Origin of the sequence: Myxococcus sp. CA033 (assembly GCF_013336625.1) — a bacterium.
Classification (GTDB): domain Bacteria; phylum Myxococcota; class Myxococcia; order Myxococcales; family Myxococcaceae; genus Myxococcus; species Myxococcus llanfairpwllgwyngyllgogerychwyrndrobwllllantysiliogogogochensis.
Map to the genome: position 1 here is coordinate 1 of NZ_JABUMU010000019.1, position 18735 is coordinate 18735.

Here is an 18735-nt window from a genome sequence, read left to right on the forward strand (position 1 = left end):
ACACTCGCAACTGGACGCCAGCAGGCCCCGTCCGTCTCGGCCCCTCTCCGAACCTCACCCCGGCCGTGCAGGAGTTGAAGCGCATCGGCTGAACCCTCTCACGCGACATCTACCTTGACGCTCACCGTACAAGGGGCCCAAGTTCACGGCGGTTCGGAGGTCCAAGAAGGCGGGCAGGCCTCAGGCGGCGTTTCTTCCTGTGAGGTGGTCTTCTCGTCTGAGGGCTCTGGCTCGGGAGCGCTCACCTGGACGGCAAGGAGTACGCCAGCCGCAGATGGGGAGCGGGCAGCCACGAGGCGCAGGTCCCGACCGGGCCGGCTCTCGCGAAGTGCTGGCTCAGCGGGGGGAGTCACCGAGGGCTTTCTTGTGCCGCCGGCACGCGGCCCCTCAGCAGGGGCATGCCGCTGCTTCGTCGCTCCTGCTGCCCTCCGCATGTCCTCAACGTCCTCGCTCGGAGCATCCCGCGCGTGGGCCGCAACGCCTACATCGGCGTGGGAGCCCAGATGTGACGGTGAGCGACGGCGCGAAGATTGGATGGAGCCAGCGCGCCCGTCCCGGACGCCGTGGCCTCCGGCTCCAGTGTGGACGGCCTCCCCGCGAAGGAGCAGAAGAAGAACACGCTCATATGACGGGGACTTGAGCAGATCGGGGGTGAATCCTCTGCTACCGTCTCCAGTCGCGTGGATTCCCCATGACGAGCCTCAGCACCCACCCCATGGTCGAGACCTTGCGTCAGTACAAGGCCTCGGGTTCCTACGCCGAGCGCGAACGCTTCCGGTTCATGCTCCAGCTACTGCCCAGCATGGCGGCAGAGGAGCAACGCGGCGTCGTCCAGTTCGTCAGGCGGCTTCAGGACCGGGCATTCCAACTCCGGGCTACCCGTGAGCTGACGTCCTGGGTGCCTGGCGGCGTCCTGCTTCCGCTCGTGGACGTGGTCCTCAAGCGGAGTGAGCCACCCGGGCTTGCGAAGTCGCGGCGGGACACGCTCCGCAAGCTGCATCCCTTGCTGGCGCCTGTTCAATGGGACGACTCCTTCGGGCGCATCCACGGTCGTCAGGAGTTCGCGCGCCGTGTGGACTTCCTGATGGGGATCGCACGGGAACTTCCAAAGCGGCACCAGCCCCCTTTCCTGGATCAGGCCTTCATCGTCGCGGAGCAGACCCCCACCGACGTGAGGGCCTCTCTAGCGAAGTTGGAGCTGGCGGAGCTGGTCAGGGGGCTGTCGGAGCCCCTTCGTCCAAGAGTTCGTCCCCTGCTTGCCTCTCTTCCACCCTCGCCTTCCCGAAACAGGGCTGTCACCGCCTGGGCCCGGACGATGCGCCAGGACACGCCTTCCGGGTTCGAGGACTTCGTATGGGCACTCCAAGAGCTAAGTGAACCGACGTCGAGCGATACCCCGCCTCCGGGCGAGCGGGCCTCGGCATTGGCTTGGCTGGCCTCCACCCTGCCTGCGTCACAGGCGGAGCAGTCCCTGGAGGTCACCCTCAGCACGGCAAAGGACGACCGGCTCTGGATCCCCATCCAGATGGCGCTCGCCTGGAGCCTTCCGCGACAGCGACGCGATTCGCTGCTCGAACAGGCCTTTGTGCGGCTGACTGAGACCACCCAGCAGGACCGTGAGCAGATCCTCGAAGCTCTCCCTCCCTACCTGTCGGACGACCACTTTCGGGCGACTTGGCGGTTGGTCACTAGAGAGGCCGCACTACCACCGCTGAAGGTGCTCGTTTCGCTCCTGAAGCGAACACCCACCTGGGATCAATCGTCCTGGTGGCTGTTGCTGTTCGAACGCTCCCGCGAGTGGCCTGACCAGGAGCGCTGGGAAGGACTCGCCCAGCTGTCGCGCAGCCTGAAGCCAGCGCAGCGAGCCCGTGTAGTCGCGGCCATGAGCGACTCTCCGGATGCAAGGGAGCGGGCACTCACGTTGGGCACGTTGTCCCGCATGGCACGGTCGCGGGGAGAACGGGATATGCTGCGCGCCCGATCTGTCAACGCTTTGAGCGAGATGCAGTCGCCCGAGGATCGTGGGCGCACCTTCGAGTTACTCACCTCGATGGTTCCTCGCTTCGCCCTCCGGTCTATGGTGTCAGCGGATCTGTTCCCGGAGATCTCTCTCCAAGGGTCGAACCCGCGCGACCCTGGCATCCAGAGCACGCGCTCCCCGCCCCAAACCGATACCAAGATCCTGGAGGAGTTGAAGCCCCTCTCCCCACAGGAGCGGGCTGCGCTGATGCGCCAGATGATGCACCTTCTGGACGACGCACCTCCCGACCAGGACACGCCTCCCGAGCCGGTGATCAACCTCGGCTTCAGTGAGCGCCAGTCGCCAGATCAGGAGTTGCCGCGAGACGTGCCGTTACATCCCGCGACGGACTACCTCTTTTGGTTCGAGGTGGGCCGTCCCCTGAATCACTCAATCACCGCCGCGCGGCTGCCGCTGGCCACGGAGCCTATTCCCCAAGGCGCGGTCATCACTGTGGTGCTCTTCGGCTTCGAGGATGAACTGGAGGCGGAAGCGGGCCACGATGTGGGACGGCTGCGCCTGAACTCCAGCGGACAGGCGGTCGTCGAGCAATCCTCATCGCCTGCCCTGGAGGGTTCGGCGCCCTCCCGGCTCTTCTTCCCCGTGAGGACGCCCTCGCAGCGAGGCCTGCACCGGCTGCGTTGCAACATCCTCCACCAGAACACCCTGCTCCAGTCCTGGCTGATCCACGCGGAGGTCGGGGAGGGAAGCCCCGTGCAGCAGATCGCCCTGCGCGCCACCCAGGACTTCGTGTATTCGCGCACCTTGGAGCCCGCACTCCTGGAGCAGCTGCCGTCTCCGGAGCTGACGCTCATCCTTAACGGCACCGAGGACACAAGCCACCTCTTCATCTTTGGTGACGACATCAAGGAGCCCCTCACCTTCGACACTGCGGAGCTCAAGGGGCTGGTAGAGCAGGGACGCGACCGGCTCGCCGAAGCCACCTGGGGTCACCCCCGTCCCTGGAATGGTCAGGCCCCGTGTCGCTATGGCGACGGCTTGGACCCTGAGCGCCTACGCAGAGACCTCGTCGAGCTCGCGAAGACTGGCTGGCGTTTCTTCTCAGTGCTGGTGGGCCGGCTCTCCAGTGACAAGCGTGAGGAGTTCCGGAGGTCGTTCCTGCACCCCCACAGCCTGCAACTGGCGCTTAAGGAGTCACCCCAGGCCGTCTTCCCGCTGGCGCTTGTCTACGACTACAACATCGACACAGCCCATGCCCAGGAACGGTTCACGCTCTGCCCGGACTTCCTCTCCGCCTTGGAGGTGCAACGCCCGCTGGAGCAGACCGACTGCTTCATCTCCAGCTGCCGTCACGCAAGCCAGCGCAAGCCCACCCAAACCATCTGCCCCAGTGGCTTCTGGGGCTTCCGCCACGAGTTGGGGCTGACGCTCTCCACTCCCAGCGTGCGTGAGCCTCCGACGGCCATTCCCTACGCCTCCCCCAGGCATGTCGCGGTGGGGCTCTCCACGGACGCGCGGCTCATCCTACGCCAAGCCCATGTCCGCAAGTTGTGCGACACCATCCAGGCCGACTGGGTCCTCCGCGACACGCGCGACGACGTGCTGGATCTGCTCCGCGCCACCCAGCCTCACCTCGTCTATTTCTACTGCCACGGGGGAATCGACCCCCGGGATCGGTTCCCCTACATCCAGGTAGGCCCCAGCAGCGGCCCCGGCATCAGCCGGGATAACCTGGTGGCCTATTCCATCGAGTGGAAGCAATCGCGTCCACTCGTCTTCATCAATGGCTGTCACACCACGGCGCTAGAGCCTGAGGTCGCGCTGAACCTGGTCTCGGGCTTTATCGAGAATGCCCAGGCCTCGGGCGTGCTTGGCACGGAGATCACCATCCTTGAGGCGACTGCGCGCCCTTTCGCCGAGCACTGTCTCCAACGACTCTTTGCCGGGGCGACCATCGGGCGCGCGGTCCGGGACGCGCGCCGTGCCCTGCTGCAGGAGGGCAGTCCGCTGGGACTGGTTTACATCCCCTTCGTGTTGCCGGGACTGCGCTTCGCGCAGGCGCCCATGGAGCCCGTGCTCCAGAAGGAAGCCCCCGCGCCCATTCCAGCGTGAAGGCTCCCGCGTTTCACCGGCCGAAGGCCCCTCAGACGTCCGGCTCTAGGGGCAGTCGCGCCGCAGGATCCCCCAGCAGGATGAATGCGCGCAGGTCCTGGCGCATGAGAGTGAGGTCCGCCATCTCCATGTGGTCCACGTCGCGGCCTTGGTCCCTCGCTTCGTGCAGGTCGACCAGAACTGGCTCGATGTTGGCGCACTCGGAGGTTAATTGTCGTGCCGCGATGCCTACGCGGCGTCCCCTGGCAAGGTCCATGAGCGGCGTGGAGAAGCGCGAAGCCCTGGAGGGGCTACCAGCGTTCGAGGGCGACGCGGCCCGGAAGCTAGAGTCCCATGCTAGGTCGACGTGCGCGATGACGCCCAGGGGGCCCTTCGGGTTGGCGAGCGCCTTCTGCGGTAGCGCCGCCATGAAGGGGCGCGGCGCGGGCCCGTTCAGGTTTCGCAGTACTCGGTCCACCATGTCCTTTTCGGTGTCCATGCTCCGCAGCTGCTCCAACCAGGAAAGGTACGGGCTCACGGCGGGCATCCCCGCTCCGAAGCAGGCGAAGTAGAGCCAGAAGCCTCCTGGGAGGAAGGAACGGTCCTGGACGTCCTCGCCGCAGATCCGACGCCGGGCGGAGAAGCGCATTGCGCCCTGGAGCGCCTGCTGCGCTTGCGCGGATTCCCATCCGCCTGCGGACGCGCCCAGGCCATGGCTCATGGAGAGGAGCACCGCAGGGCGGGTCGTGTGGGTCGCATCGAGGAAGTCCTCGGGCCCATACCCCAGAGTATCCGGCCCGCGCAGCTCCGCCAGGGAGAGTCGCCTAGCGTCCACCGCCTGGCGCAGGTGTTGGTGACAGGGTTCCACGAGTTCCAGGTGACCGAGCCGGGTCTCGGACGTTCCATCCTTCGCCGAGAAGAGGAGCACCTCGGCCTCAGCCGCCCCCTCGCGCTGAGCCCACTGGCAGACCTTGCGCGCGTAGTGGCCGTAGTCCTCCACCTGTTCGAAGGCCAGTCGCCCCACATACGCGCGCGTGGAGAGAGCTTGCTGCAACGCGAGCGACAACCCCTCGAACCCGCCCAGCATCAAGAGATAGCGGGGACGTTCGTATTCGGCAGTGCCGTCGTGCCCGTAGTTCCGCTCACACCAGTCGTGGGCCTGCACACCGTCCAGTCCCACGGGCACGACATAGCACCTTACGTTCGCGCCCTGCTGTCGCGCCCGCAGATTCAGGAGCGGCTCCAACTCCTGGAGGATGGGCGCCATGTCCTGCCCCTGGGGAAGCACCAGCCCCCAGCGCTGCGCCGACAGCAGGTTCTGGTCCCCTCCGGGGTCACCCAGCATTCCGCCCAGATTCTTGCGGCGTGACTCGACCCCGGGCAGCAGCGCTAGCTCCCGTTCGTTCAGCTCAAGATGGATCTCGGATCCCTTCTCGGGCCCCGCGAGCAGCAATCGAAATGGGACTCGATTCCTTCGGGTCACGGGTTCCCCGCCGAGCCTGGAACGAGCAAGGTTGCCTCCTGGAGCGGAGGAAGGGCGGCTCCCTGCTCCCATTGAACGAGACGCATCGTCGCCCCACTTGCTTCGAGTGGCTCCACGGAAACATAGGTGAAGCGCCCCTGCGGGTGGGCATGCCGCAGCCTCGTGGGCTCCAACGAGGGGTTGTCCTGGAGTTCCAGCAGGAAATCCCGCCAGTCGGCAGCACTCGCGTCTGGTGCGGGCGTCCGCAGTAGCCAGATCCAGGTCCCGGTGTTGGCGAAGACGAACCCGGGCTCGGCCTTCCAGCGCGCGGAGTGCGTATGCCCCATCACCACCGCCTGGGCGCCTCCATGTCGCCGCGCCAACCGTCCGGCGCGCTCCACCTCACCGGAGTCGGGCTCCAGGTCGAAGTAGGCCACGCCCTGATACCCCACCATCCTGCGATGGAGTCGCGCGTAGCATGTCAACCCCGCGCGCATGAGCTTCCGCCGCGCGTCCTCAAGCACGTCGTCTCCATCGAAGGACGCGGGCCCGGTCGCCTCCAGGGCCTCGGCGAGCGCCTGGGTCTCGGGGGGCGTCAGCTCGGCTTCCTCCAGGCGGGCTCCCAGGCCAGCCCATTCGTCGGCCAGTTCCCCGTCGTTCGAATAGGCCGCGCGCAGTCCGCGGTTCCTGAGCAGGCCCACAACAATCTTGAGGGCGGCCGGCTTCAGCACGGTCTTCACCGCCGCAGGATTGGCGCCCAGGGCGGTGAGGACGGCCCCTTCGACATCGGGCTTGAGCAGATCCATATAGCGCATCCGCTCCTGGGCTTTGAGCGGGTTGAGTAGCTCCTTCACCAGCAATGAACCCGGGGGATAACGAAAGGGTGTGCTCGGGTCGCAGGTGCGGGCGAGTAGCTTGGCGTGGTCCACCCGGTTGAAGTCGTCATCCTGCTCGCCGTGCACGACCAGGACGCGAGCGCCGCCCACGGTGAGCAGCAAGGGCTCTGTCCCCACCTGGAAGGTCAGCTTCCGCGAGCCCCCGTCCGGCTGCTGGAGCGCCTCGCGGAGGACCTGCTGCACCTGGGGCAGCGCCAGTTCCAGGTCGTGGTTGCCCACCGTAACGATGGCCTCGCCACCCTTCAGGAGCACCTTGCCCAACGCGGTCATTACCCTTGAGGTCTGCGGGTGCCTCACCAGCGCCGAGGCCTGGCGTACCGCCCGGGACACGTCGAGCTGGAGGGGCTCCTCATCGAGGAGGAAGTCGAACGTGTCGCCGTTGAGCACGACCCTCGTCGGGGTGGAGGTCAGGGATTGCAGCAGGGCCGCCAATTCCTCTCCTCCCGCGAAGATGTCGTAGCGCCCCCCGTTGCCCAGGTGCAAATCGCTCAGGATGACAGTACGCATGAGACCTCCCTCCTGTGACCCACGGACACAGTCCTTAGCAAACCCTTGGTTGCGCCGCTCACCTGGGCTTTGAAGCCCTCATGACTCGAAATCCTATTTAAACCATGATTTCGCTAGGCGTCAGCCTCGCCGCGAGCACGGCGGACAATGCCGCCTTCGTCACGCAGATCGTGCCCACGATGCACCTCCCCGGGGAGGTGTGCATCGTCTCCGTGGACCATAGGCGGCATAGGAGCCCTGTTACGGGCGAGGGCCGGGGTAGGTGGTCGTCCAGGAGGGCCGCACGACACGCATGGGACGGTGCTGGAGGGCCCCGAGTAGGCGCGCTCCAGGCACCCCCTCCTCTGCGCAGGCGACCGGTCGCATTGGGCTCCGCCAGAGTGCATCCCTCAGCCGTGCGTCACTCCCACAGCGCCTGCTGCGATGGTCTCCTGGAATGTGCCTAGAGTGTGTGGGCAGCTCGGGCAGGTGACGGTCGCGAAGAATGCGGCGGATGACGCTGGGCGAGGTACGCCAGCACACTTCGCTGGCCTCCGCACCTTGGGCACGAGAAGACATCTACTGCGAACGTTCTGCGGAGCAACCTGGCCCAGTCCAGCCTCGGAGGGCGCTGACGACTCTCTCAGCTGCCCACGATTGCCGCCCCCGCAGATGGTGCCTCCTCCTCGCCTGAGGCCGCCGCCGGTGAGCGTCAATGTAGATGTCGCGTGAGGGGGCAGCCGATGCGCTTCATTTCCAGCACCGCCGGGGTGAGATGTGGAGAGGGGCTGAAGAAGGTGGCTGACGGGGCCCCTGGCTGAGCGCCAAGCAGGTGGAGAGGCCGTGCCGCCCCTCTGGGCACACCAAGTCGGCCGCATCAACCTCAACTGCCAGTGCCAGCGCGGCCCCGACACCGTTCCCTTCAATGGGCACAAGGACTCCGCAGAGGGCACCTTGGCTGTCGCCGACGCGCTGCACGTGTTCTCCATCCGCATGCCGGTCGCCGCGAAGACGACACCCGACAACACCACCCGGGTCCAATCCCTCCTGACCCGGCGCGAGTCAGACCTCCTGACCACGGACTTCCTGTTCTGAATTCCGACGCGCGCCGTTTCACGTGAAGGCGTGGCCTCACCCGCCATAGGGCGCGGTGAAATCACCCCAGCGGTTGTTGGGTTGCAGGCCCGTGCCGGGATTCTCCCGGCGATTGGCCTCGGTGCGCAGCTCCCGGGCCGCCGCGGCCAGCGCCTCGATGGACCTCACCCGCGCGTTGATGTCCGCGTCCTCCGCGCCCTCCAGCCTGAGGATCCAGGTCCGCATGAAGCGGACGGCGTAGAGCACCTCGGTGCGGTCGAAAATCTCACCCGTCCGCGTCAGGTCCTCCTCCACGAGATAGATGAACATCCGGGCGAAGTTCGCGAACATCCGGTCATGGACCGGACGTCTGCGATTGCCCGAGGGCGGCGGGCTGAAGTTGTCGCGCAATTGCTTGAAGCTGAAGGTGCGCACGCTGGCCAGCTTCCCCGTCCCGGCCCGGAAGCCCCCCGCCTCCATCCACCCCTGGGCGGATGACTTCTCCACCGCCATCTTCGCGAAGACGAAGGCGTGGTGGACGTCATAGAAGGGCAGCAGCACCGACTCCAGGTAGTCACCGATGAAGGTGGCGAAGCTGTCTCCCTCGTAGAGCAGCGCGGGGTCCCTGAGGAAGGACATCACGAACCACGTCTGCTGGAAGACCTGGCTCTGCTTGATTCGAGCCTCGGTGTAGGACGGCGTGTCGTGGATGGTCTGGTCGATGATGGGCGGCAGCAACGTGCAGGGATGGTTGGTGGCGTTGCAGGCCGTCTGCGCGGGGCGGGCCAGCGGCTGGATGCGCAGGTGGTCTCCGGTCTCCCAGATGGGATTGCGGGCGATGACCTTCTCCAGGTGGTCGGGGATTCGGGGCGTCCCGCCGCTCGAATCCACATCCACCAGGAAGTCTGGGTGGCGGTGGGTGCCGTGCCGCAGCATGTGCTGGAACACCTGGAGGGAGCGGTACTTCAACCGCATCCACTCGCAGGCGCGGGGGTAGTCCTCCAGGCGCGCGCCGCCCAGGTCCGGATTGCACTCCGTCAGGTCCTTCGCGGCGTCGTAGTAGCCCCAGAGGTTCTGGTCCGTGGGCTGGCTCAGGTAGGCGTCCACCCGCTGATACCACTCCTCACGCGCGGCGGCGCGAGGGCTCGAGGCGAGGTCGGGGAACCACTCGAAGACGGAGCGGTGCTCGTTTCCATGGAAGCCATCCTCGGCGAGATGGTCGAAGGGCAGCCCCAGCCGCAGGTGGCGCAGGTCGATGGCGTGCAGCTCGTCATAGGCCTGCCGTGCCTTGGCCAGCGAGTCGATGCGCCCGGTAGCCCACAGCAGCTGCCGGTCACCCACGAGGTGGTCCATGAAGGCCTCGTCGCGCTCGCTCTGCGCGGCCGAGTCGTGAACGGGGAGGCCCGGCGTCCGGGCGGCGAAGGGCTCATAGGCGGGCTGGAGCGGCCGGAAGCGCGCCGGATGGAGCAGGCGCGTCATCCCGTGTCGCTGCCGCACCACCCGGACCAGCTCGATGATGGCGCTGGCCCGGGCCTCGTCGACGTGTGTCACCGCTCGGCGGCGGAGGTCCGCGTCCGTGTAGCCCACGCGCGCCAGCTCGATGGCGTCCGGGCTGTGGCAGCCAGCACACGCGCCTCGCGTGCCCTCGTAGCGCCAGGCGTTGAGCCCCGCCGAATAGCGCGCCGCCAGCTCCTCCTCGGTGAGCGCGTTCGCTGGGACGTAGGGCGTGCCGCACCGGGCATCGGTGCCAGGGGGCTCCGGGCAGAGCAGGGACTCCGGATAGGCGACGGCCTCCGGGACGGGATCCACCGAGGGGGGCGGAGGGAGGGGGATCTCCTTCTCCTCGGACGGCGGAGACACCGGCGGGCCGGAGTCACTACAGGCAGCGAGGACGACCAGCAGCCCCACGGCGAAGAGCCACCTCGCCGCCTCGCATCGGGATGCACTGCGGGAGCGGGTGTGTTTGACGGAGGGCATGAGCTCATTCCACCATGCCCTGGGGACTCCGCGTCAATTCATGGAAGCTCGAAACCTGCCCATGTGGGCTGACAACAGGGCGTGCCTCCTCGCTGACTCAGAACAGGTAGCGCACGCCTCGTTTGTCCCACTCCTTCAGAATCTGTTCGTTGAACGGTTCCGATTCGTCCCAGCTCAGGCGCACCTCCCGCAGGGATGGCAACTCCAGCAGAAAATCGGGCGACCGTCCCAGGCAGTTGCTGTCCAGTTCGAGCAACTCCAGTCGTTTCAACTGGGTGAGGGTTTCGGGCAAGGCTTCCAGGGCGTTGCCAGCCAGTCTCAACTGTCGGAGGTTCGTGAGGTTGCCGATTTTCGGTGAGAGTCTGCGGAGTGGGTCCGAGACATAAAGCACTTCCAGGCTCCGCAGCGAAAAGACCTCGTCAGGCAACTCCTCCAGGCCGTTCTCCCAGAGGTCGAGCCTCCGAAGATGGGTGTAGCGCGCCAGTTCTGGAGAAAGAGAGGCCTTCGGGAATCCACCCAGGTCGAGCTGCTCCACGGCCTCAATCGCCGCCAGGGGCGAGGGCACCAGGTCCTCCTGCTCATTCATCAGCGCGATTCGGTACTCCAAGCCACTCCGCGCAACCCTCGTCACCTCCGGCTCTTCGGCATTGGCGTAGGTCATCCGCCAGATGGAGTCGAACAGCTCAAGCAGCGGCGACAGCACGGGGAACTCGGGAAGCAGGCCGAGCGCCTGCCGTACCTGCGCCGGCTCGGAGCTCTTCAAGAGCTGTATGATTTCCTGTTCGGAACCGGGTGCATTCATTCGCGCGAGCGTACCCTCGAACACGCGTGCACCTCGACTACCGCCCCTGCGTCAGGGAAGGTGCCGGCTCGGTTGACCCGGCTGAGTTGACCACCCGACGTGGATTCTGGAAGGCAAACGTGTCGCGAAGTACCCGCCACTGCGCGGTTGATGGCATGAGAAGCTCGTCCAGGAACGCGACACATGAGCGATTTCGAAACGGCGTGGCATGTGGAACCGGCGGGCAAGACGGGTGCGGACCGTGTGAGTGTCCTGACACGAGGGGACGCGACGGTGCTCGTGGTGGCGGATGGGGCGGGGAACTCACGACGTGGCGCCGAGGCCGCGGAGGCCGTGCTGCGTGGCGTCCAGGACGCCGTGGAGGCCGGGGCCGACGTGAAAAGCGCGCGGAGACCTGGCGCGAGGTGCTGGGGCGGTGCGACGCGGAGCGGATGGCCTCGGGACAGGGAGGGGAAACCACCGCCGTGGTCGCCTGTGTCACCCCACGGCGCGTGGTGGGGGCCAGCGTGGGGGACTCGGAGCTGTGGCTGTTCCAGGGCGGCGAATCGACCGCGCTGACGGAGCATCAACACCGCAAGCCCCTGCTCGGCAGCGGGCAGGCGCGGCCCGTCACCTTCGAACTCGCGTGGCGAGGTGGCGTCCTCCTCGGCGCGTCGGACGCCTTGTTCAAGTACGCCGACCTCCGGCGCATCCAGGCGCAGGTGAGCCTCTCCGACGCGAACGCCGCGGTGCTCGCGCTGGCCGCGCTGCCTCGACTCGCGAGCGGCGCGCTCCCGGATGACGTGGGGCTGGTCCTGTGCCGCCCGAGCGCTCCACGCCCCTGACTCCGTCCTCGGTGCGACGGAGTCTCTTCGTTCGTCGAGCAGCCGCTCCTGGAGTCGCCAGCGTGGAGGGTAGGCGCCGCCAGCCACACGGAGAGTAGGATGAGGCATGCCCTCTCCAAAATGGCTCCTCCCGGCAGCCCTGGCATTCGCTTGCGTCGCCTCCGCGGCCAGCCCCTTCCCCACCTATCAAACCCAGACCGTCGAGGGCTGGACGGTTCGCATCGATGACCGCCTGATGGCAGGGGCGAACAAGCCCCTGACGGAAAAGGCGCTGGTGCTCCTGGCGGCGCAGCTCAAGGAGGTCATCCGGATTGTCCCCGCGGGCCCCGTGGCTCAGCTCCGCAAGGTGACGCTGTGGCTGTCGCCGCCCTATCCCAACGAGCCGGAGGCGGCTCGGTACCATGCGGGCGATGTCTTGCTGCGCCGGAGTGGTCGCAGCCTGACGATGCTGAAGAGCATCGAGTTCACGAACGTCCTCATCTTCGAGAAGGAAACCCGGCGGATGCCCATATTCGTGCTCCACGAGCTCAGCCATGCCTATCACGACCATGTGCTCGGCGAGCACGCCGGCATCGAGGCGGCCTTTGCGCGCGCGAGGGAAAACAAGAGCTACGACTGCGTGGAGCGCTGGCGTGGGCCCGAGGTACCCATCACGTTCGAGCGTGCCTATGCCATGAACGACGATTGGGAGTACTTCGCGGAGACCTCGGAGGCGCTCTTCGGACGCAACGACTTCTATCCCTTCACACGGGAAGACTTGGCCAGGCACGACCCGGGCATGCTCGCGCTGCTCCAGCAGGTGTGGCAACTGCCCACGACCACGGCACCCACCCCGCCCACGACCTCCACTCCTCCGCCGGTGTCCGCCCCCGTCGATGCCCGCTGCTACTACCGGTTGACGACCCTGTGGCAGGGCGATGGCATGTCGCTGGACATCATCGGGGACGGCAAGGCCAACAACACCCCCATCCTCGCCACGACGGCCAGATACACGGGGCAGCTGTGGAAACTGACTCCGGAGGCCAACGGCTTCTACCGACTGACGACCCAGTGGCGTGGGACCAGCCTGTCCCTGGCCAACACCGCCGGCAATCGCCCCCTCCTCGTCAAATCGGCGGCTGTTCCGGAGCAGCGATGGAAGCTGACTCCGGAGCCCAACGGCATCTACAGGCTGACGACCCAGGCGCAGGGCGACGCGCTGTCGCTCGACATCGTCAATGACAGCAGGGCCAACAACATCCCCATCCTCGCCAAGACAAGCTGCAATGACTCGGGGCAGCTGTGGAAGCTGACCCCCGAGCGCCCTGTCGAGGATGAGCCGTGAGCGAGGGGCGGCTTGCTGCCCGCCTTCGCTCTCCGCCTGCACAGGTCCATTCCTGGCCGCGCCTCCCCGGATGTCTGGCTAGAGCTCGTTCAGGATGAGCAGGCCGCGCGACGAATCGATGATTTACCCGTAGTCATCGCCGGGTACGCGGATGCCGACGGCGCCCTCGAAAACGATGGTGCGCCCGGCGAAGGTGCCCGCTCTCCGGCCCGTTTCCGTTTTTAGGTGGCGTCACGCGAGGTCGCGGATGACGGTTCGCATGGGGCGATGACCTGCTCTTCCGCATTGCCGCCCTGCGCCATCAAGTCTCGGTTGTACGGGCAATCCACGATGAATTGTCAGCCGCCCGACACTTGCTTGTCCTTTTGGGCATACCCGCAGTGTGTGGTTCTTCACGGTTTCACTACCGTGTCCTCGCCGTGCCGGTCGGCGCCAGTCCTGGCTCTGGCCGCAGCAAACGCAGCCGAGGAGAACCTGTCATGACGACGATGAAGAAGTGGTGTCTCTCAGTCCTGGCTCCCGCGGTGCTTTCGTTCGGGTGCCTCGACGGTCCCGCGGTAGGTCCCACGGAGACAGCTCCCGAGGAGGTCCTCGAGGGGACGGTGTCGCAGGGCCTGGCGACCTTCACCGGCACCGTGCTCGACCCCAGCGGTCAGCCGATTGCCGGCGCCACGGTGGTCATCAATGGCATCAACCGGACCACCGACACGGCCGGCAAGTACTTCGTGTCCGTCAACAGCACGACGGGCTACATCATCAGCGTGAGCAAGTCGGGCTTCGCGCCGATGACCGACTACTTGAGCGCGGGCCTGCTCAACAACACCCACGTCCTGCCGCGCGCGCCCATCCGGCAGTTCAGCGCGACGCAGGCCATCACCATCGAGGCCGGTGACCTGTCCGTGGTCATCCCCGCGGGCTCCCTGTTCAACGCCGCGGGCCAGCCGGTGACGGGCACGGTGCTCGTCTCCGCCGCCACCTACAACCCGCGCGGCATGCCAGGTGACTTCACGGCGGTGAACCAGGGCGGCAGGCAGGTCGCGCTCGAGTCCGTGGGCGCCTTCTTCATCGGCGCGACGACGCTCGACGGCCAGCCGGTGAACCTCGGCAAGGACCGGACCGCCGAGGTCACCCTCCGCGTTCCGCAGGCCGCCGGAGGCCGCATGCCTCCCTGTGTGCTCAACGGCACCTGCCGCGCGGCTGGGTGGCGCTTCGACGCGACCATCAACCGCTGGGTGGAGCAGCGCGCCAACTTCCGCCCGAACAGCGCTGGCAGCACCTTCACGCTCATCGGCGGGCCGGCGTCCACGCCCAGCTCGGTCGTCCCCTCCAACGGCGGCCTCGGCACCTGGAACATCGACCTGGAGTTCACCAACCCCGCCTGCACCATCGTCGAGTTCGTGGGCTTCCCCGCGTACTGCTACGACATCAAGCTCAACCTCGCGATGCAGAACGCGGGCAACACCTTCGTCCCCTTCACGGACACGGTGACGCCGGCCATCCCGTTCGTCGTCCTCTACAACAACCGTCCGAACGTGGACCAGGAAGTCGGCGTCGAGTTCCCGCTCGGTGCGCCCGCGGACTGCGCCGCCAACATGACCATCTTCTCCAACCCCAACCCGACGGACCCGTCCACCTATCCCATCTACACGCCGACGGGCGGCTTCACCCAGTTCAACTCGGGCGCGCCCTGGGGCGGCACGGGCTTCCCCAAGTCGACCGTCACCCCCTTCGGCGACATCACCCTGACGGACATCGTGAACAACACCCAGCCGTGCAACTCCACGGTGACGTTCGTCTACAACCCGTAGGCCGGGCCTGAAACCCCGGCGCGGCCCCGAGTGGGCCGCGCCGGGACTCACCGATTGAATCAGGTCGGCGTCGTACAGGTGCAGGTGCTCGCGGGCGCGTAGCAGGCGTTGCTGCTGGCCGGGACGATGGAGTAGCAGTGCGAGCGTCCCGCCATCACCTCCGTGTCCGTGTACGTGGTGCCAGTGACGGTGGCGACCTTCGCCTTGCCGTAGTTGCACGCGGCGAAGCCGTCCGACTTCATCACCCAGTACTCGGTGGCTCCGGCCACCGCGCTCCAGGACAGGTTCGCCTGGCCAACGCCCGGCGTCACGGTGAGCGCGGGCGCCGCCGTGGGGCCGCCCACGCAACCCGCGTTGATGCGGGCCGGCGCGGAGCAGGCGATGTTGTGGCGAGCGAAGGCGGCGTAGATGGCCGTCATGTGCGGAGTGCCGTCGATGAGGCTGCCGTTGTCGTCGTCCGCCGCCAGCCACTGCATGTAGCCGTTGGTGGCGCCACAGCCGCTCGACGTGCCGAGCGTACAGTCACAGGCGTGCCAGATGCCGATGTTGCCGCTGCCCTGGTAGAACAGCTTGTTGCCCATCGTGTTGGCCGTGTTCGCGTCGTAGCTGAAGGGGGCCGCGCGCAAGTCGCGGGCGACGAGGTCCCATGCCGCCTGACGGACGGGAGAGGCCGCGCAGTGGACCTGCCTGCCGCAGGGTCCACCACCGCCGCCGCACCGACCACAGACGAAGTTCTGCGGCGTGGCGGGCGTGTTGGGCACCTGGGCCGCCCAGTCCGCGTCACGCACGCCCGAGCAGCGGCTGGCGCACCAGGGCGCTCCTGTCTGCGCCTCGTTCACGTTGTAGCCCGTGCCGTCCGGCGTCATGCCACAGCCCTGGTCGACGGTCTGGAAGAAGCCGTGGCCCACGCACGAGGTCGGCAGGCGGTAGATGGCCGCGATGTCCGCGTAGGCCTCGCTGGAGTTGCTCAGCGTGCCGGCGACGTCGTTGTCGTCCATGCCATGGCCCCACTCGTGGTCGAACACGGCGGCGATTTCGCCCGTGTTCCGGCACCCGCCGCCGCTGCGGAAGAAGTTGACCGTGGACCCCGTCCAGAACGCGTTGCAGGTGCTGACGATGTTCATGTTGGAGGTGAGCTGGCCGTTGAGCCACACGTTGGTGGGCAGCCAGCCTCGGGCAATCTGGGCAATCCGGTTCAGCTCGTAGAAGGAGCTGCGCGACGCGGAGGTGTTGCCAGCGGAGAAGCCCGGCGTGGTGCAGTCGTGCTGCCCGGTGACGCCGCCCAGGTCGATGGTGCCCGGGGCGGAGGCGGTGACGGGGCCGCAGTTGTCCTGGATGCGGATGTACTTGCCGTTGAGGGTGGTGGTGGTGGTGCCCGTCGTGTAGTTGAAGACGCCCGCGCTGTCCGTGTAGTCGTCCGGCCCCGGGAAGCCGGTGTCGGCCCACGGCATGGGCGTGTTGGCGAAGCTCACCCCGCACGTCGCCGTCGCGGTGCAGGTGTCCGTGTTGGTCAACAGATAGGCGCCGCCCTTGATGGTCTGGTCGAAGTAGTGGTTGTCGTCCTCGAGCGACAGCACCTCGCCGCGGGTGGCATCCACCGTGACCTTCCAGCGCTCGTGCTCACCGGGCTGCTGGAAGCCGTAGCTCCACACCAGCTGGTGTCCGTAGGCCGCGCCGAAGCCCGCGCCCTGGCGGGCCACGGGGACGATTTCCAGCGTGGGGGCCTTCCAGAGCGTGGAGGGGCTCTCGTAGAGGCCGAAGCGCTCGTAGCCCGCGACCATGGCCTGGTCCGCGGCCAGCAGGGGCAGGGGAGAGATGTCCACGTTGGCCCAGGACTCGGTGCCCAGCAGCACCAGGTTGCCGTGGCTGATGGTGGCCGCCATGCGTCCGTAGCGGACCGGGATGCCCTTGAGCTGCTGGGGGATGGAGACCTGCCACAGGTGCTCGGCGACCTGCTCGACGCGGGGCTCTCCCAACTGGAGCACGTCCACGCCAATCGCGGCCTGGTTGGCCTCGATGAACTGGAGGACCAGGTCCCCGACGACGGCCGCGTCCACCCGCGCGACGGCGCGACCCAATTGGTTGCGGACGGAGTCCAGCGTGAGCTTGTTGCCCGCACCGGTGCCGGGGATGAGGGGGACCGAGCCCATGAGGTTCGCGGCCGTGCCCGTCTGGGCATCGACGTAGACCTGGAAGCCGCGGCCGTTGCGCGCGAAGAAGTCATCCCACGCGCTGGCGCCCGAGCGGCTCAGCTTCGGCAGCGCCTCCTCGAGCGGCACCTGTCCGCTGGGGATGGTGAGCTCGGGCTTGAAGAAGGCCTGGCTCGCCAGCGAACCCGGCGCGGAAGGCGCTTCTGGCTTGAACGCCCAAGCGGGCGCCGCCAGCAGGGCGGTAAGGCAGACAGCGGACTTCAAGACATGGTGCATGGAATGGCTCCCTCGGCAGTGAATGACTGTCTGGAACGGGGGATGACGGAGGCCCGGGAGGGCGCCAGAAATCCCCGAGTTCCTTATATTTTACACTTCACTGAGGGTGTGCCCCGGAGGGCGTGAGGAGTGTTGGCCTGCGGACACTCCTGGCGCGACGGCGGATGGCAGACGCCATTCTTTGTCGTCTCGGAGACAGGGCAGACGCCGGGGCTTCTTTTCATGAGACGCATTGCGCCGGGGGCCAGGGCCAGGGTGCGTAAGCCCTGGAATTATCGAGAGATTGGAGCCTGCTTCCAGGTCCGGTTAACCTCCAGGGCCGCACTTCACCGCTCAGGGAGCCGGTCCGACATGTCCGAGCAGAAGCCCCGCCTCACGCGTCCCGTGGAGAATGTCCGCGCCGAGCTGCTCGCGGACCCAGACACCCAGCGCATCGCCAAATCGGTGGGCATGGAGCTGGCCGCCTACGTGGAGCTGGTGCTCGACTATGCCCAGCACCCGGAGAAGGAGCCGGTGCTGCAGGTCGTCCCGGACGAGGCGCTGCGGGCCGCCGGGTATGATCCACCCTCCATCCAGGAGGTGGGGGAGTTCTTCAAGAGCGCGGCGCGAGGGGAGCTGGGCCTGGGCCCACCGGCCTCCTACTCCACGGGCTTCGAGGCGACCCAGGCCGCCTCCCAGAACAAGCCCTCCCTGCGGGGCGACGAGAACCAGACGCGGGTCGAGGTCGACGAGGCCACCAGCCAGGCCCTCCTCAAGAACCTGCCCCGGGGGCCTGATCGCCTTTGAGGGGCCGGACGCAACTCCGCCGGGTAGTCCCCGATAATCAGGCAAACCTACATTTCACGAGGAAATCCCATGTCCGTCGGCGGCTCCAGTGGCGCGGGTGGTAGCAGCGGTGCGAACAGCGCGAGCAACTCCGCGAGCAACGCGGCGAGCAAGGCCGCCGACGCGGCGAGCAAGGCCGCGAACAGCATCAGCAACGCACTGGGTGGGCTCGGCAAGGCATTGGGGGGCCTGGGCGGACTGGCCAGTAGCCTGGGTGGGTTGGCCAAGGGGCTCAGCGACGCCGTCGGCAAGGTCTCCGAGGCGCTCGGGAAGATCTCCGGTCTGCTCGAGAAGGGCCTCAGCGCCATCACCGGTCCTCTCAAGGACATCGTCGGCAAGGCGCTGGACTCCCTGCCGTTCGGCATTGGCCAGCTGGCGAAGCCGTTCGCCGACAAGTTCATCGACAACGGGCTGTCCATGGTGGCCGGTGGCCCGCTGGCGGGCGTGAGCAGCATGCTCGGCCAGGCGCAGAACGTGGGCAAGCTGGCGGACACCGTGGAGACGGTCCGCAATGCGGCCACCACCGTGGGCGACATCGCGCAGGGCAAGTTCAACGCCCAGCAGCTCGCCGCCTTCGCGCAGTCGCAGCTGCTGCGCGGCGGTCAGTAGTCCTCGCTGGGAGCCCTCGAGGCTCCCGTGTCACCGCCCCGGTGTTCCATGCTCACGGCATGGGACCCGGGGCTTTTTCGTGGGCGTGAGTTCACGAGAAGTCAGATTTTTTTGGATGGCTTTGGTCGCCGAGGCAGTGGACAGACGCCA

13 protein-coding genes are annotated in these 18735 nt (G+C 67.1%); 7 read left to right on the top strand and 6 right to left on the bottom strand.

Annotated features, from left to right (window positions below):
* Positions 1–481: 481 nt before the first annotated feature.
* Positions 482–625, bottom strand: coding sequence for a hypothetical protein (locus HUA78_RS46000; RefSeq protein ID WP_217442677.1), 144 nt, complete (start codon positions 623–625; stop codon positions 482–484).
* 66 nt (positions 626–691) lie between these two features.
* Here HUA78_RS46000 and HUA78_RS32560 point away from each other — a divergent pair, with 66 nt between their 5' ends.
* Positions 692–4093, top strand: coding sequence for a hypothetical protein (locus tag HUA78_RS32560; protein WP_174467043.1), 3402 nt, complete (start codon positions 692–694; stop codon positions 4091–4093).
* Between the two features lie 31 nt (positions 4094–4124).
* Here the strand turns inward: HUA78_RS32560 and HUA78_RS32565 are convergent, their stop codons facing one another.
* Together HUA78_RS32565 and HUA78_RS32570 are read right to left on the bottom strand one after the other, a co-directional pair.
* Positions 4125–5417, bottom strand: a complete 1293-nt coding sequence (locus tag HUA78_RS32565) for a hypothetical protein (protein ID WP_174467042.1) — start codon at positions 5415–5417, stop codon at positions 4125–4127.
* 134 nt (positions 5418–5551) lie between these two features.
* Positions 5552–6937, bottom strand: coding sequence for a metallophosphoesterase (locus tag HUA78_RS32570; protein ID WP_174467041.1), 1386 nt, complete (start codon positions 6935–6937; stop codon positions 5552–5554).
* Between the two features lie 822 nt (positions 6938–7759).
* Between HUA78_RS32570 and HUA78_RS32575 the strand changes: the two genes are divergently transcribed.
* Positions 7760–8011 carry a hypothetical protein gene (locus HUA78_RS32575; protein ID WP_254624016.1) on the top strand — a complete coding sequence of 84 codons (252 nt, stop codon included), beginning with the start codon at positions 7760–7762 and terminating at the stop codon, positions 8009–8011.
* 36 nt (positions 8012–8047) lie between these two features.
* On the opposite strand, the gene HUA78_RS32580 is transcribed toward HUA78_RS32575, so the two are convergent.
* Complete coding sequence (locus tag HUA78_RS32580) at positions 8048–9967, bottom strand: hypothetical protein (protein ID WP_174477912.1); 1920 nt, start codon at positions 9965–9967, stop codon at positions 8048–8050.
* A gap of 97 nt (positions 9968–10064) precedes the next feature.
* Complete coding sequence (locus HUA78_RS32585; protein WP_174457977.1) at positions 10065–10793, bottom strand: leucine-rich repeat domain-containing protein; 729 nt, start codon at positions 10791–10793, stop codon at positions 10065–10067.
* Positions 10794–11200: 407 nt separating this feature from the next.
* Here HUA78_RS32585 and HUA78_RS32590 point away from each other — a divergent pair, with 407 nt between their 5' ends.
* The 3 genes from HUA78_RS32590 to HUA78_RS32600 all read left to right on the top strand — a co-directional run bounded on the left by HUA78_RS32590 (position 11201) and on the right by HUA78_RS32600 (position 14725).
* Positions 11201–11593: a hypothetical protein gene (locus HUA78_RS32590; protein WP_217442678.1), complete on the top strand. Its 393-nt coding sequence runs from the start codon at positions 11201–11203 to the stop codon at positions 11591–11593.
* 106 nt (positions 11594–11699) lie between these two features.
* Positions 11700–12917, top strand: a complete 1218-nt coding sequence (locus HUA78_RS32595; protein WP_174457979.1) for an RICIN domain-containing protein — start codon at positions 11700–11702, stop codon at positions 12915–12917.
* A 479-nt stretch (positions 12918–13396) separates the two neighbouring features.
* Positions 13397–14725, top strand: a complete 1329-nt coding sequence (locus HUA78_RS32600) for a carboxypeptidase-like regulatory domain-containing protein (RefSeq protein ID WP_174457980.1) — start codon at positions 13397–13399, stop codon at positions 14723–14725.
* A gap of 59 nt (positions 14726–14784) precedes the next feature.
* Here HUA78_RS32600 and HUA78_RS32605 read toward each other — a convergent pair whose 3' ends face one another.
* Positions 14785–17151 carry a hypothetical protein gene (locus HUA78_RS32605; RefSeq protein ID WP_174457981.1) on the bottom strand — a complete coding sequence of 789 codons (2367 nt, stop codon included), beginning with the start codon at positions 17149–17151 and terminating at the stop codon, positions 14785–14787.
* Between the two features lie 351 nt (positions 17152–17502).
* Here HUA78_RS32605 and HUA78_RS32610 point away from each other — a divergent pair, with 351 nt between their 5' ends.
* A complete protein-coding gene (locus HUA78_RS32610) occupies positions 17503–17937 on the top strand; it encodes a hypothetical protein (protein WP_141640780.1) in 435 nt (144 codons plus the stop codon).
* 69 nt (positions 17938–18006) lie between these two features.
* On the top strand, positions 18007–18585 hold the full coding sequence (locus tag HUA78_RS32615; protein WP_174477914.1) for a hypothetical protein: 579 nt from the start codon (positions 18007–18009) through the stop codon (positions 18583–18585).
* Positions 18586–18735: the final 150 nt, after the last annotated feature.

Bases quoted from the DNA above. Each gene is read 5' to 3' on its own strand.
- HUA78_RS46000 (WP_217442677.1), bottom strand. From the start codon at position 625: ATGAGCGTGTTCTTCTTCTGCTCCTTCGCGGGGAGGCCGTCCACACTG.
- HUA78_RS32560 (WP_174467043.1), top strand. From the start codon at position 692: ATGACGAGCCTCAGCACCCACCCCATGGTCGAGACCTTGCGTCAGTAC.
- HUA78_RS32565 (WP_174467042.1), bottom strand. From the start codon at position 5,417: ATGCTGGGTGACCCCGGAGGGGACCAGAACCTGCTGTCGGCGCAGCGC.
- HUA78_RS32570 (WP_174467041.1), bottom strand. From the start codon at position 6,937: ATGCGTACTGTCATCCTGAGCGATTTGCACCTGGGCAACGGGGGGCGC.
- HUA78_RS32580 (WP_174477912.1), bottom strand. From the start codon at position 9,967: ATGCCCTCCGTCAAACACACCCGCTCCCGCAGTGCATCCCGATGCGAG.
- HUA78_RS32590 (WP_217442678.1), top strand. From the start codon at position 11,201: ATGGCCTCGGGACAGGGAGGGGAAACCACCGCCGTGGTCGCCTGTGTC.
- HUA78_RS32595 (WP_174457979.1), top strand. From the start codon at position 11,700: ATGCCCTCTCCAAAATGGCTCCTCCCGGCAGCCCTGGCATTCGCTTGC.
- HUA78_RS32600 (WP_174457980.1), top strand. From the start codon at position 13,397: ATGACGACGATGAAGAAGTGGTGTCTCTCAGTCCTGGCTCCCGCGGTG.
- HUA78_RS32605 (WP_174457981.1), bottom strand. From the start codon at position 17,151: ATGCACCATGTCTTGAAGTCCGCTGTCTGCCTTACCGCCCTGCTGGCG.
- HUA78_RS32610 (WP_141640780.1), top strand. From the start codon at position 17,503: ATGTCCGAGCAGAAGCCCCGCCTCACGCGTCCCGTGGAGAATGTCCGC.
- HUA78_RS32615 (WP_174477914.1), top strand. From the start codon at position 18,007: ATGTCCGTCGGCGGCTCCAGTGGCGCGGGTGGTAGCAGCGGTGCGAAC.